Annotated in this window: 9 protein-coding genes; 5 read left to right on the forward strand and 4 right to left on the reverse strand. The window is 40.6% G+C overall.

The window, feature by feature from the left end:
* The first annotated feature begins 284 nt into the window (after positions 1-284).
* From WG989_RS03710 to WG989_RS03720, 3 genes are all read left to right on the forward strand, one after another.
* The gene (locus WG989_RS03710; RefSeq protein ID WP_340427450.1) at positions 285-728 is read left to right on the forward strand and encodes a LexA family protein; all 444 of its coding nucleotides are present in this window, start codon (positions 285-287) and stop codon (positions 726-728) included.
* A 39-nt stretch (positions 729-767) separates the two neighbouring features.
* Positions 768-2,123, forward strand: coding sequence for a Y-family DNA polymerase (locus WG989_RS03715; RefSeq protein ID WP_340427452.1), 1,356 nt, complete (start codon positions 768-770; stop codon positions 2,121-2,123).
* A gap of 72 nt (positions 2,124-2,195) precedes the next feature.
* Entirely contained in the window at positions 2,196-3,488 is a 1,293-nt protein-coding gene (locus WG989_RS03720) for a metal-dependent hydrolase family protein (RefSeq protein ID WP_340427454.1), read from the forward strand.
* Between the two features lie 67 nt (positions 3,489-3,555).
* On the opposite strand, the gene WG989_RS03725 is transcribed toward WG989_RS03720, so the two are convergent.
* The gene (locus tag WG989_RS03725) at positions 3,556-4,494 is read right to left on the reverse strand and encodes a DUF72 domain-containing protein (RefSeq protein WP_340427456.1); all 939 of its coding nucleotides are present in this window, start codon (positions 4,492-4,494) and stop codon (positions 3,556-3,558) included.
* A 53-nt stretch (positions 4,495-4,547) separates the two neighbouring features.
* Here WG989_RS03725 and WG989_RS03730 point away from each other — a divergent pair, with 53 nt between their 5' ends.
* Complete coding sequence (locus WG989_RS03730; protein ID WP_340427458.1) at positions 4,548-6,089, forward strand: sulfatase family protein; 1,542 nt, start codon at positions 4,548-4,550, stop codon at positions 6,087-6,089.
* Between the two features lie 22 nt (positions 6,090-6,111).
* Here the strand turns inward: WG989_RS03730 and WG989_RS03735 are convergent, their stop codons facing one another.
* Together WG989_RS03735 and WG989_RS03740 are read right to left on the reverse strand one after the other, a co-directional pair.
* The gene (locus WG989_RS03735; protein WP_340427459.1) at positions 6,112-8,727 is read right to left on the reverse strand and encodes an MGH1-like glycoside hydrolase domain-containing protein; all 2,616 of its coding nucleotides are present in this window, start codon (positions 8,725-8,727) and stop codon (positions 6,112-6,114) included.
* Positions 8,728-8,915: 188 nt separating this feature from the next.
* Positions 8,916-9,728: an N-acetylmuramoyl-L-alanine amidase gene (locus WG989_RS03740; protein ID WP_340427460.1), complete on the reverse strand. Its 813-nt coding sequence runs from the start codon at positions 9,726-9,728 to the stop codon at positions 8,916-8,918.
* Between the two features lie 157 nt (positions 9,729-9,885).
* On the opposite strand from WG989_RS03740, the gene WG989_RS03745 reads away from it, so the two are divergent.
* Positions 9,886-10,476, forward strand: coding sequence for a WG repeat-containing protein (locus WG989_RS03745; protein WP_340427461.1), 591 nt, complete (start codon positions 9,886-9,888; stop codon positions 10,474-10,476).
* A gap of 57 nt (positions 10,477-10,533) precedes the next feature.
* Here WG989_RS03745 and WG989_RS03750 read toward each other — a convergent pair whose 3' ends face one another.
* Positions 10,534-13,890 carry a methylmalonyl-CoA mutase family protein gene (locus WG989_RS03750; protein WP_340427463.1) on the reverse strand — a complete coding sequence of 1,119 codons (3,357 nt, stop codon included), beginning with the start codon at positions 13,888-13,890 and terminating at the stop codon, positions 10,534-10,536.
* Positions 13,891-13,944: the final 54 nt, after the last annotated feature.

A 13,944-nucleotide genomic window follows, 5' to 3' on the forward strand; every position in this document is an offset into this window, starting at 1 on the left:
ATTTAAGCCTCACCCTCGTTCCCTCTCCAATGGAGAGGGAGGCCAGGCAAGTAGTTATTAATTGAAATACTGTTGTACACTTCTGCTGATTGCACAATCATCTTTTTGCTGAGAGATAATTGACAGCAGGATGGGGTTTGCTGAAGTAGCAGTTTCAAAAAAATATTTCCTGAAACCGCACTACTAAATTACTAAAAGTTTTAGCTTTACCAAACTTTCTTACAAACCCAGACATACTTTTTTTATCACCACTCTTTGCATTACAGGAGTTAAATTATTTTTTTATGGATGGGGAAGATTTTTTTGGCGCTGCTTATAAAGGCAGCAAACAGTTTACACAACAGCAGGTGAAAACAGCCAACGCCACGGGCTTTGGTGCTGCGGCCGATGACTATGCTGAACGGGGTATTGATTTAAATGAACAGCTGATTAAAAACAAACCGGCAACGTTCTTTTTTAAAATGAAAGGCGATGCGATGCAGCAGGCAGGCATTTTTGATGGCGATATTTTAATTGTGGACCGTTCGTTGAAACTAGTGAATGGAAAAATTATTGTTGCAGTGTTGAATGGCGAATTGTTGGTGCGGCGGTTTCATAAAAACTTTTCATCGGCGTTTTTAATACCGGAGAATACAAGATACAAACCCGTGAACCTGGCGGAGTTTAGTGATTTTAAAGTGTGGGGGGTGGTAATTCATAGTATTCATTCGTTTGAAAAATTAATGTAGACCTGACGGCGGTTCAATGAACAACGAACTGAAAAAATTATGGCAACAACAGTACAATCCATACAAACCGATCTGTTTGCACAACACGCAGTGAATGGAACCTTCCGTAGTATCTATGCCATCGTAGATTGTAATAATTTCTATTGTTCCTGCGAGCGTTTATTCAAACCACACCTGGATAGCAAACCTGTTGTGGTACTCAGCAATAACGATGGCTGTATTATCAGCCGCAGCGATGAAGCGAAGTTGTTGGGTGTGGATATGGCAGGGCCTTACTTCATGGCGAAGCCATTAATTAAAAAACATGATGTGGCGGTATTCAGCAGCAACTATAATCTCTATGGCGATTTGAGTATGCGGGTGATGGATACGCTGCGGGCCATCATTGGTGAAGAGAAAGTTGAAGTGTATTCCGTTGATGAAGCATTTGTAGACCTGAGCATGTTCCCGACAGAAGACCTGGATCGTATTGCACGTGATATGAAAGCGACCGTTGAACAATGGACCGGCATTAAAGTATCCATCGGTGTTGCGCCAACCAAAGTATTATCCAAGCTGGCGAATCGCCTATCAAAAAAGAACAAAGAAAAATCGGGTGGTGTAATTGTGCTGGATACAATAGAGAAAATAAAAAAAGCATTAGCAATTACACCTGTTGGTGATATCTGGGGTGTGGGTGGCCAGTATGCAAAGAAATTAAAGGAACAATGGTTTATTGATGATGCGTTGCAGTTAAGCAAAATGAGCGAAGAGTTTGGTCGTTTGCACTTAGGTGGCGTAGTTGGTATGCGGCTGATACGTGAACTGAACGGTATTGCATCGAAAGACATGGAAGATGAACTCGTAACAAAAAAAATGATCGCTACCACACGCATGTTCGGCAGCCCTGTTGATAACATTAACGATATTAAAGAGGCCGTTGCTACCTATACTTCAAGGGCTGCCGAAAAATTAAGACGACAATACAGCGCTGCCAGCATCATCAGTGTGTTTGTGGTAGCGAAAGGCGAAAATCATAATGTAACATTTAACCGGGGTATTACGCACAGCAGGTACACAACGTTGCCTGTTGCAACATCCTTCACCAATGAGTTAATTAAACCTGCAGTTGCATTGGTTGACAGTTTGTATGAAAAAGGTACGTTGTATAAAAAAGCAGGCGTCATGTTGAGTGGACTTGTTCCCGATGCATCAATCCAGGGAAATCTATTTCTTCCTGAAACAAAAAACAATGGTCGTTTGCTGATGGATATGATTGATAATATCAATTTCAGTCAACGGGATGATGTGTTGAAGTTTGCGGCCAGCGGCACTACCAGAGACTGGAAGATGCGACAGGAGTTACGAAGCCCACGTTATACAACACGATGGGAAGAGTTGTATGAGGTACGGTAAGCTGAACCATTGATCCCTTTTACTGTTATGGATAACAGTAATTCTGTACATTCATTTTCCTAAACCAAATACATGAGAAAAATTATTTCCCTGCTTCTGCTGCAGGCAGTTGTTCTGTTTTCGTTCGCACAACAAAAAACGATCACTATTCAGTGTGGTAAGATACTCGATGTACGCACAGGTAAAATTCTGGCCAACCAGGTAATTCTTGTAAAAGGAAACAAGATCGAATCAATTACCGATGCTGCCAACTTCAAACAAAAAACAGATTCGGTGATTGATCTGAAAGATTATTTTATTTTGCCCGGACTGATCGATTGTCACACACATGTATTATTGCAGGGCGATATTACTACCGAAGATTATGATGTACAGGTGTTAAAAGAATCCATTCCTTACCGTACACTGCGTGCATCAAAAAGTGCATATCAATCTTTACTGAATGGATTTACTACAATTCGTGATCTTGGAACTGAAGGCGCAGGCTATGCGGATGTAGATATTAAGAAAGCGATCAACAAAAATGTAATTCCCGGTCCAAGAATGTTTGTATCAACCTTGGCGATCAACACAACGGGGCATTATTTAATTGCGGAGAAAGATTATGCATGGGAATTGAAATTACCCAAAGGCTTGCAGGAAATTACCGGTGCCGATGAAGGACGCAAGGCGGTTCGTACACAAATTGCCTATGGTGCCGATTGGATAAAAATTTATGCTGATCGTGGCTATGTGCGTTTACCAAACGGTGGGTACAAAAGTATCCCCAATTTTACCAAAGAAGAAATTGAAGCCATTGCCGATGAAACACTCAAGAGCAGAAAAAAATTAGCAGCACATGCCGTTACACCCGATGGTATTATTTATTCCATCAACGCAGGAGCAAGCAGTATTGAACATGGCTTCGGTATGAATGAAGAATGTATGCAGCTGATGGCAAAGAAAAATGTATTCTGGTGCCCTACTATTTATGTAAATGATTTTGTGGCAGAAGGACGAGCAAAAGCAGGAAGCCCCATCAATAAATATTTCGCACAATCAGAACCGGAAATTTTTAAAAAGGCGATGAGCTTTGGTGTGAAGATCGCTTACGGCACCGATATTGGTGGCTACGATTGGAACGAACCGCAAAGTAAAGATTTCGAATACTTCATTCAATACGGTATGCAACCTTTGCAGGCTATACAAACTGCAACTATCAATGCAGCTGAGTTACTGGAGCAAACAGGTTTGATCGGTGAAATTATTCCCGGTGCATTTGCTGATATCATCGCAGTAAAAGAAAACCCAATCACGAATATTAAAGTATTAGGTGATGTGAAGTGGGTGATGAAAGACGGAAAAGTTTATAAGCAGAGTAAATAAAAAACAACTCTTTTTTTAACAAACAAGGGAGGCGCTTCGCCTCCCTTGTTTGTTAAAATATAATTCATCAATCAAATAAACCACGTTGCTTCGGCTTTGGTTTTTCACTCACACCGCCTTCAATAAACTTCGGCTTAATTAAATTCAGCCCCATTTCTTTATTCATTTTATCAACCAGATAAACCGTCAGCTCCGGTGATGTTGCTTCATCATGCATATGCATAAAGAAATAAGTTTCTTCGATACCTTGTTTCATCCAATGCTTCATACGTTCAACCCATACATCGCAACGGGCATAATCTGATTTGTGCAAACTGTTTCCCACATAACGGATGAATATTTTCGGAACAGTAAGATGCATGTGTGCACAATCTCTTCGTCCTGCAGTATCGGTGATCACTGCACCAATGTTCAGTTGTTTTAGTGTGCTGAACAATTCATTTCGTATTTCTTCTTTACCAAACCAATCGGGATGACGGACTTCTAAAAAGAACTGTAGGTCTTTTGGTAACGATGCCATGTAATCAAACAACTCTGTTTTTCTTTTGGGCGAAAATGCATCACTCACCTGCACGAAGATGGGGCCGAGATGTTCTTCAAACCCTACAATACCACGAAAGAATTCATTGGTAATAAAATCTTTCCCTTTCAAACTTCCACGATGGGTAACGCCCTGGTACATCTTTGGACAAAACTTAAAATCCATCCCCTTCGCTTTCTCTGCCCATTTACGTGTACCCACTTCGCCATACACTTTGTAATGCGTCGCATTCAATTCAATGCTGTTATAATGATGCACATAGTGCTGCAGAAAATCTTTCTCTTTTGTTTTAGGCGGATAGATCTTGCCGACCCATTCTGTTCGTCCCCATTTAGCACAACCCAGATATACTTTCGCATCTTTCACTGGCTTACCACTGAGCACTGTTTTATTAAATGCAGGTTCTGCAGGTAAAGAAAAATCGATCGTATCTAACAGCTGTTCATCAACCCGTCCAAATTCCATGGTTCAATCTTTTTTCAAATCTACATATCCTGCAACTATTGTAACTTTCGGCTATGCGATTTTTCTTCTTTTTCCTGCTTTGCTGCCATAGTGCTCTTGCACAACAGCCCAACATCATTTACATCATGAGTGATGATCATGATAACGATGCCATCAGCGCATACAATAAACAATTTATTCAAACGCCCAATATTGATCGTCTTGCAAAAGAAGGTGTTCGTTTCAACAGGGCGTTTGTAGGAAATTCCATTTGTGCACCTGCACGTGCAACATTACTGACAGGACAGCATTCGCATAAAAACGGAGTGAAAGATAATCGCACTCCCTTTGACACAACGAAGACTACCATCGGTCATCATTTGCGCAATGCCGGTTATCAAACTGCATTGATCGGTAAATGGCATTTGCATTCACGGCCACAGGGTTTTGATCATTGGAGAATATTACCTGGCATGGGTCAGTATCATGATACAAGAATGATCTTAATGAGTGGTGATACCATTACAACAAAAGGTTATTCGGCTGATGTGATTACGGATGATGCATTGAACTGGTTAAACAATCGTAACAAGAATAAACCTTTTGCATTGTTCTTTCACCACAAAGCACCGCACCGCAATTTTGTTCCCGATCTGAAACATTTAGAACAATTTATTAAACGCATCTATCCCGAACCCTCTACGCTTTATACCGATACAACAGGAAGAGGAACGGCCTGGTACAAACAAACGATGAGTATTTTGCTGGATATGCGCTTGAGTGCAGATCTGAAAGTTGATCCTGCTTACTTAATGGATATTCCAGATCTCAAGCCTGATGCAGAAGATATCGCCACCTACAATGCCATCATCAAACGAATGCCGGAAGCGCAACGTAACCGCTACAAAAAAATTTATGCAGAACGTGGCAAACTGATACAGGAAAAGAAATTACGTGGAAAGGAATTGCTCAAATACAAATACCAGTGGTACATGCAGGATTACCTTGCCTGTATTGCATCTATTGATGAAAGTGTGGGACGAATTTTGAATTACTTAGATGAAAACAAACTCAGCAACAATACAGCTGTGATATACACCAGCGATCAGGGATTTTACCTGGGCGAAAATGGTTGGTTCGACAAACGTTTTGCATATGATGTAAGTATGCAAACACCGTTGCTTGTTCGCTGGCCCGGCCATATCAAAGCAAATACGGTGAGTAACACGATGGTGCAGAATATTGATTTTGCGCCAACGATCCTTGATCTTGCCAATGCAAAAATTCCTGCTTCGATGCACGGTATCAGTCTGAAGCCTTTACTTACAGGCAAACAAAAAACGATCGACCGGAAATATCTTTACTATCATTACTATGAGTTTGTAAAAGATCATACAGTTATTCCGCATCTTGCTGTTCGTGGTGAACAGTATAAGCTCATTTATTTCTACACGGCTAATGAATGGCAGTTGTATGATCTGAAAAAAGATGCTGGAGAACAAACCAATCTCATCAACTCTACAGCACATCAATCCGTCATCAAACAATTGAAAGCTGAATTGATGAAGTTGCGGGATCAATACGATGATCATGAACCAGCTGGCGAACTGAACTGAATCTTTTTTCGATTAAAGCATTTTACTTCCCGCTAAATTCATACATGAGTTCAGCCACCAATGCCGTCCATCCTGTTTGATGGTTTGCGCCTAAGCCTTTGCCACTGTCGCCATGAAAATATTCATAAAACAAAACAAGATGTTCGTTGCCCGGTTGTTTGTAAAACCAGTTGTAATCTTCATAACAACGACGGTCGCCCTTTTCATCTCTTGTAAACAAAGAAAGAATACGTTTGGAAAGTTGATGTGCTACTTCCTGCAAGGTAAGCTGCTTGCCCGAACCAACAGGATATTCAACGGTAACCGAATCACCATAAAATTCACCGAAGCGTTGAATTGCCTGAATGGTCAAAAAGTTCAACGGCATCCACACAGGGCCACGCCAGTTGCTGTTACCGCCAAACATATCGCTGGTGCTATCGCCGGGATCATACTGGATCGAATAAGTTTGTCCATCGATTTCTACTGAATACGGATTTGCTTCATGATCTTTCGATAATGCCCTGATTCCACCCGGAGATAAAAACTCATCTTCATCCAACAGACGTTGCAGAATAGCAACTAATTTTTCCCGTGGTACAAGTGAAATCAGAATTTCTTCACTATCACTTTTCTCTTCGTTGGGCCAGAATCGATTTTTTGATTTCCGGTAATTCTCAAACCATGAAATACGTTTCTTAAAATCACGAAGCCTTGACAAATTACCTCTGTGAATAGTGGACACTGCAAATAAACTCGTAAGTCCTACTGCTGATTTTATGCGCAAAGGAAGATGACTTCCATCGTGCATCACCAATACATCGTAATAAAATTTATCTTCTTCGTTCCATGTATGATGTTCGTTCAATGCTTCGGCAATCAATACAAAATGTTCAAAGAAACGTGTAGCAGTATCTTCAAACGCATCATCATACATGGCGATCTCTACTGCAATATCCATCATGTTCAATGCATACATGCCCATCCAGGCAGTACCATCGGCCTGTTCCAGTTGATGATTACCGGGAATATGATGAGAGCGATTGAATACGCCGATATTATCAAGACCTAAGAAGCCACCCTGAAATAAATTGTTTCCGTTTTCATCTTTCCGGTTGATCCACCAGGTAAAATTGATAATGAGTTTTTGAAAGATGCGTTTCAGAAATTGAACATCACCTTTTCCTGTTCGTTTCTTTTCAATATTATATACATACCACGCAGCCGTTGCATGCACCGGTGGATTTACATCACCAAAATTCCATTCATAAGCAGGTAACTGTCCGTCAGGTTTCATGTACCACTCCCGCATGATCAATAACAGCTGATGCTTTGCAAACACCGGATCAACTGCTGCCATGGCTATACATTGAAATGCCAGATCCCATGCCGCATACCAAGGATATTCCCATTTATCCGGCATCGAAATAACGTCTGCATTTTTTAAATGCGTCCAATCGCTGTTACGTCCATTTTTCTTTCCATGATTCACAGCAGTAATACCATCACTTTCATTGATCCATTGCTCTACATCAAATGAATAGTATTGTTTACTCCACAATAAACCGGCATACGCCTGACGGGAAACACGTTTTTCGTCCTCCGTTAATGAATGAGCAATTACAGTATTATAAAATTCATTGGCTTCCTGTTTACGTTGCGTAAATACAGATTGAAACCCTTCCGGGAAAGCCTGGTCAAGATAACCATCTACCAATCGGCAATAAATTGTTTTTGTTTCGTGTGCCTTCACATGCAATTCGTACACAGGCGAACATTTGGTGCCGGTCTTTTTCTCCCGTAACTTTTTCTTATTCTTATTATTTACAACTGCGTCATTGAATGCATCTTTTACAAAAATGGATTCATTAACTGATCCGTTTAATTTTTCTTTATTGGTTTCGTTTTCAGTAAACCAGAGATCGTCGCTTTGGGAAAAATAAAAATAATAATCGCCTAAACGGTTGTGCCATGCATGTACACAGGATTCATTTACAAATTCCAACACCGGTTTCATTTCCTTTCCGTTCTGCTTCCATTTATTCGCAAACCAAAGTGTTGGTAACACCGAAATAGTTGACGCTTTGTGATATCGATTCGTAATATCGATTTTGATGAACATGTCGGTTGCATGTTGCTTGGCATAACTAACCTGTACATCAAAATAGTGATTGTTCTTAAATGCACCTGTATCAAGTATTTCAAATTCCGGCTCGTTTCGATTTCTGTTTTTGTTTTCTTCGTACAATTTTTTATACGGAAATAAACTCTGCGGATATTTATACAGGTATTCCATGTAATAATGTGAAGGCACATTATCAAGATAGTAGTACAATTCTTTTACATCTTCGCCATGGTTACCGCTGTAGTTGCCCAATCCAAACAGACGCTCCTTTAAAATAGGATCTTTGCCATTCCACAACGCTACACTAAAACAGAGATTTTGAAAATAATCGGAGATGCCTGCAATTCCATCTTCGCCCCAGAGATAAGAACGGAAATGCGAATGTTCAAATGGGAAATAACCCCATGCATCACCATACTCGCCATAGTCTTCCCGTACTGTTCCCCATTGGCGTTCGCTCAGGTAAGGACCCCAGCGTTCAAGTGGAACGGTTTTATTTGCATTTTCTAAAAGTCGTTGTTGTTCTGCTGTCATACGTTTCAATTTAATACCGGCTTCATCGTTATCATCCTTTCAATAAACCCACACCCGTCGGCAATATATTCTATCCCATGCTTTCTTACAAACAGCACAGTATTGCAAACGATTTCGGTTGTCATCTTTTCTGAATGGAAGCAATCGCAGAATGATCGTTCTCTTGAAACAATCGGAGATCAATAAAGTTACAGGTATTTTTTGTGGAGCTGAAATAGCACTTTGGAAGCTTCGGGGGTCATCCCTTTGGTAGTATCCATCATAAAATGTCGCTTAAATCCAAGTATGGCTGCGGCTGTATCTTTTATATCATAGCCTACTATCCGAATAGCCGTTAATGGATCAAAGCCCGCAGGCACCTGAACATTTGTTGTATCGCCCCACCACAACCCAAATCCTTTCTCACTTAATGTTTGCCAGGGGAAACGCCAGTTCGGATCATTTTTACGAGTGGGTGCAATATCACCATGTCCAATAAAATTTGCTGCCGGTATATTGAACGATTTTTTTAACCGATCTAATAAGAGATGCAAACTGCTGAGCTGTCGTTCATCAAATGATTCAAATCCATTATTGTCTAACTCAATGCCAATGCTGTTTGAATTGATGTCTGTTGCATTACCCCACCTGCTTACACCTGCATGATGGGCACGCAAATAATCGTTCAACATATGATGCACTGTACCGTCTTTACAAATCACATAATGAGCACTTACCTGTGTACGTGGCAACGTAAATGTTTTTAATGTTTGTTCGCAACTGTTTTGCGCCGTATGATGAATGATGACAAAGTTTGGGCGACGCATGGAAAAATTTGTGGTTCCAACAAACGAAGCTGTTTCCACCGAATCCTTTAATGGATATTGACGAAGCAGGTTGGCAAATTGTTTCGCCTGTTTTTTATATGCTTTGTTGGTTGCTGCGTATGGGTTGTTTGCACAACCCCCAACTGTAAATAACAAACTGATTAACAGCAACGATGGAAGAAAAAACTGTTTCATAGCTGAAAGTTAAATGATTTATGAGAAAAGCAGGCAGCGTAATAGATGCGCCCGCTTTCTGCTTACGATCACTTTTCATTCTGCCTGCGATCATAGAAATTGAACAATACCATTTCTACCTTACCTATTATTATTCACCATCTTAAAAATATGAACTATGAAAAAGTATATATTCTTATTCATGCTGTTCATTGCGACAGATGCAACTGCACAAAGCTGGACCAAATTATATGACTATGTGGATGAATTTGCTTTTGGCCTTGCCAAAGTAACAAAAGGAGATAAAGCAGGATTTGTTAATGCAAAAGGCGAAGTAATTGTGCCATTGATCTACGATGAAGCAATGACTTTCCGGGAAGGAAAAGCAACCGTTCGGATCGATAAAAAATGGGGTTATCTTGATTCAACCGGTAAGCTGATCGAAGAACTGAAATATGAAGAAGCCGGTTGTTTCAGAGACAGCCTGGCTGTTGTACGGTTACATAATAAATTCGGATATGTGAACCATTCATTTAAAACTATCATCCCTTTTCAATATGAAGGAGCCCGTGGATTTTCGGAAGGATTAGCACCAGTATCAAACAGCAATGGACTGTGGGGCTATATCAATAAAAAAGGACAGATCGTTTTCGATTATCAATACAACTTCGCAGATTTTTTTGTGGAAGGTATTGCCCGTGTAATGAAAAACGGAAACATGATCATGATCGATAAGAAAGGAAAAGAAGTAAAAGAAAATAATGATTGATGATGATGACAGGTTAAAAAGAAGGGCGCCATCAAGAGCGCCCTTTCGTTATTTGAGTTACATATTTCTTCGGTACTGGCCACCCACTTCATACAGTGCATGTGTAATTTGACCCAATGAACAATACTTCGCAGTGTGCATCAGTTGGGCAAAAATATTTCCGTTGTTCACAGCCACTTCCTTCAGCTTCTTTAACTCTTCTGCACTTCGGTCTTCATTTCGCTTCCAGAAATTTTGCAGGTTTGTGATTTGCTGCTCCTTCTCTTCGGTAGTGCTGCGAATTACTTCCTGCGGTAAAATAGTGGGGCTTCCATTTTTGCTTAAGAACGTGTTGACACCAATCAACGGCAATTCACCTGTATGTTTTTGATGTTCGTAATACAAACTCTCCTCTTGTATTTTATTACGCTGGTACATCCGCTCCATTGAGCCCAACACACCGCCACGTTCTGTGATGCGGTTAAATTCAGTCATCACTGCATCTTCTACTAAATCGGTTAACTCTTCAATTAAGAATGCCCCTTGGTTTGGATTTTCATTTTTCGCCGTACCAAGTTCTCTATTAATGATCAATTGAATGGCCATTGCACGACGCACACTTTCTTCTGTAGGAGTTGTAATGGCTTCATCATATGCATTCGTGTGAAGTGAATTACAATTATCATAGATCGCATACAAGGCTTGCAACGTTGTACGGATATCGTTGAAATCAATTTCCTGTGCATGCAAACTTCTTCCTGATGTTTGAATGTGATACTTTAACATCTGGCTGCGTTTATTGGCTTTGTATTTATACTTCATCGCCTTCGCCCAGATCTTTCTTGCTACACGACCAATGACGCTGTACTCCGGATCCATTCCATTGCTGAAGAAGAAGGAAAGATTCGGCGCAAAGTCATCAATATTCATTCCACGACTTAAGTAATACTCAACATACGTAAAGCCATTCGCCAATGTAAAGGCCAATTGCGTAATAGGGTTTGCACCTGCTTCTGCAATATGATAACCACTGATGCTTACACTGTAAAAATTGCGGATGTTTTGCTGAATAAAATATTCCTGCACATCACCCATCAACTTCAATGCAAACTCTGTTGAGAAGATACAAGTGTTTTGTGCCTGATCTTCTTTTAAGATATCAGCCTGCACTGTTCCTCTTACTTGTTGCAATGCAGCTTGGCGGCATTGTTCATAAACATCTGCTGGTAATACTTCATCACCACTTAAACCAAGCAAACGCAAACCAAGTCCGTTGTTACCCGATGGTAATTCATTGGGCGAAGAGGTATTGTTGTAAACTGGTTTTGTTCCTTTGCCGAATTTCTTTTCAAATGCCGCATCAACTAATTGCTGCTGACCATTCGCTTCGATCCACTTTTCGCATTGCTGATCTATCGCTGCATTCATAAAGAACGCTAAGAGCATAGGTGCAGGACCATTAATGGTCATACTTACACTTGTCTTTGGATCGCAGAGATCAAAACCGCTGTATAATTTCTTCGCATCATCAACCGTTGCAATACTTACTCCGCTATTTCCAACCTTCCCATAAATGTCAGGACGATGCGCAGGATCTTCTCCGTATAATGTTACACTATCAAATGCAGTCGATAATCGTTTGGCTGGTTGATCGAGTGATACATAATGAAAACGTTTATTGGTACGCTCTGGCCCACCTTCACCGGCAAACATTCTTGTTGGATCTTCACCTTCACGTTTCAACGGAAACACACCCGATGTAAATGGAAAACTGCCGGGCACATTTTCCTGCGCCTGCCATTTTAATAGATCTCCCCAATCTTTATATTTTGGTAAAACAACTTTAGGAATCCGTGTGCCACTTAAGCTTGTACTGTACAACGGTTGTTTGATGATTTTATCACGCACCTTGTATTCATAGTTGTCTTTCTGATACGCTTGTACCTTTTCCGGCCAATGTGTAATCAGTTTTTTGGCAACCGGTGTTTGCTGATCTGTATAAAGTTGAATTTGTTGTTTGATGGTTTCCAGGAGAGCAAGATCTGCTTTGTCTTTAATGATCTCTAACGCACCATGTAATTGATAAAGTTTCGATGCGATCGCTGCCTGATCAACTACGAGTTGATTATAATCTTTTATTGTATCTGCAATTTCGCTGAGATAACGAACACGTGCCGGAGGAATAATGAGTGATTTACTCACGGTATCCCGATGAACGAAATGTTCAACACTCCCAAAATTTACTTCTGTTTTTTTAACGATCGAATGAATAATTTTTTCAAACAATTCATTTACGCCTGCATCATTAAATTGCGATGCAATGGTGCCAACAATCGGCAACTCATCATCCTTGGCCATAAACAGTTGGTGATTGCGTTTGTATTGCTTGCGCACATCGGCCAATGCATCCAATGCACCTGCTTTATCAAATTTGTTGATCGCAATTACATCGGCATAATCAAGCATATTGATCTTTTCAAGTTGCGATGCCGCACCATATTCCGGTGTCATCACGTACAAACTCACATTGCAGTAATCTAGAATAGATGCATCACTTTGTCCAACACCTGCGCTTTCGAGAATAATAAAATCAAAATTTGCTTCTTTACAAATGTCGATCGCTTCCTGTACATGTACACTCAATGCTTTATCGCTTTCTCTTGTAGCAAGGCTACGCATGTAAGCTCGTGGACTTGAAATCGAATTCATACGAATACGATCCCCCAACAATGCACCACCTGTTTTTTTCTTTGATGGATCAACAGAAATAACAGCAATTGTTTTATCGGCAAACGCATTGAGATATCGACGAACAATTTCATCCGTTACAGACGACTTGCCTGCACCGCCTGTTCCGGTGATACCGAGCACAGGAATAGTGGACTTGGGAGTTTGGCTTTGGGAATTGAGAATACCATTTTCGGCATTTGTAATTTTCCGTGCAATCGTCCGCACATCTTTCAACTCACCCAATGTCATCGGAGTTTTATAATCACCGCTTCCATTCAATGAAACGTCGCATTGTTTGATCACATCTTCAATCATGCCTTCAAGCCCCATGTGTCTTCCATCATCCGGAGAATAAATACGGGTGATACCATATTGATGCAGCTCTTCAATTTCTGCAGGCAGAATTGTTCCGCCACCACCGCCGAAAATTTTGATATGTCCACAACCATTCTCTTCCAGCAAATCTTTCATGTATTTGAAAAACTCCACATGGCCACCTTGGTAACTGGTAATCGCAATCCCCTGTGCATCTTCTTCAATGGCGCATTCTACAATTTCCAACACACTTCGGTTATGCCCAAGGTGAATAATCTCTGCGCCTTTGCTTTGCATAATACGGCGCATAATGTTGATCGCAGCATCATGTCCATCAAAAAGGGAAGCGGCTGTAACAATTCGGACTTTATTGGAAGGGGAATAGCTCATATGGCTTTACTTAAATAAAGGGCAAAGGTAAAGGTTGCAGACAAAACTAATTTA

The organism is Lacibacter sp. H407 (assembly GCF_037892605.1).
GTDB lineage: Bacteria > Bacteroidota > Bacteroidia > Chitinophagales > Chitinophagaceae > Lacibacter.

What these genes read in the sequence shown, in the direction of transcription:
- WG989_RS03720 (WP_340427454.1), top strand. Translation starts at nt 2,196, where the DNA reads ATGAGAAAAATTATTTCCCTGCTTCTGCTGCAGGCAGTTGTTCTGTTT.
- WG989_RS03740 (WP_340427460.1), bottom strand. Translation starts at nt 9,728, where the DNA reads ATGAAACAGTTTTTTCTTCCATCGTTGCTGTTAATCAGTTTGTTATTT.
- WG989_RS03710 (WP_340427450.1), top strand. Translation starts at nt 285, where the DNA reads ATGGATGGGGAAGATTTTTTTGGCGCTGCTTATAAAGGCAGCAAACAG.
- WG989_RS03750 (WP_340427463.1), bottom strand. Translation starts at nt 13,890, where the DNA reads ATGAGCTATTCCCCTTCCAATAAAGTCCGAATTGTTACAGCCGCTTCC.
- WG989_RS03745 (WP_340427461.1), top strand. Translation starts at nt 9,886, where the DNA reads ATGAAAAAGTATATATTCTTATTCATGCTGTTCATTGCGACAGATGCA.
- WG989_RS03730 (WP_340427458.1), top strand. Translation starts at nt 4,548, where the DNA reads ATGCGATTTTTCTTCTTTTTCCTGCTTTGCTGCCATAGTGCTCTTGCA.
- WG989_RS03715 (WP_340427452.1), top strand. Translation starts at nt 768, where the DNA reads ATGGCAACAACAGTACAATCCATACAAACCGATCTGTTTGCACAACAC.
- WG989_RS03735 (WP_340427459.1), bottom strand. Translation starts at nt 8,727, where the DNA reads ATGACAGCAGAACAACAACGACTTTTAGAAAATGCAAATAAAACCGTT.
- WG989_RS03725 (WP_340427456.1), bottom strand. Translation starts at nt 4,494, where the DNA reads ATGGAATTTGGACGGGTTGATGAACAGCTGTTAGATACGATCGATTTT.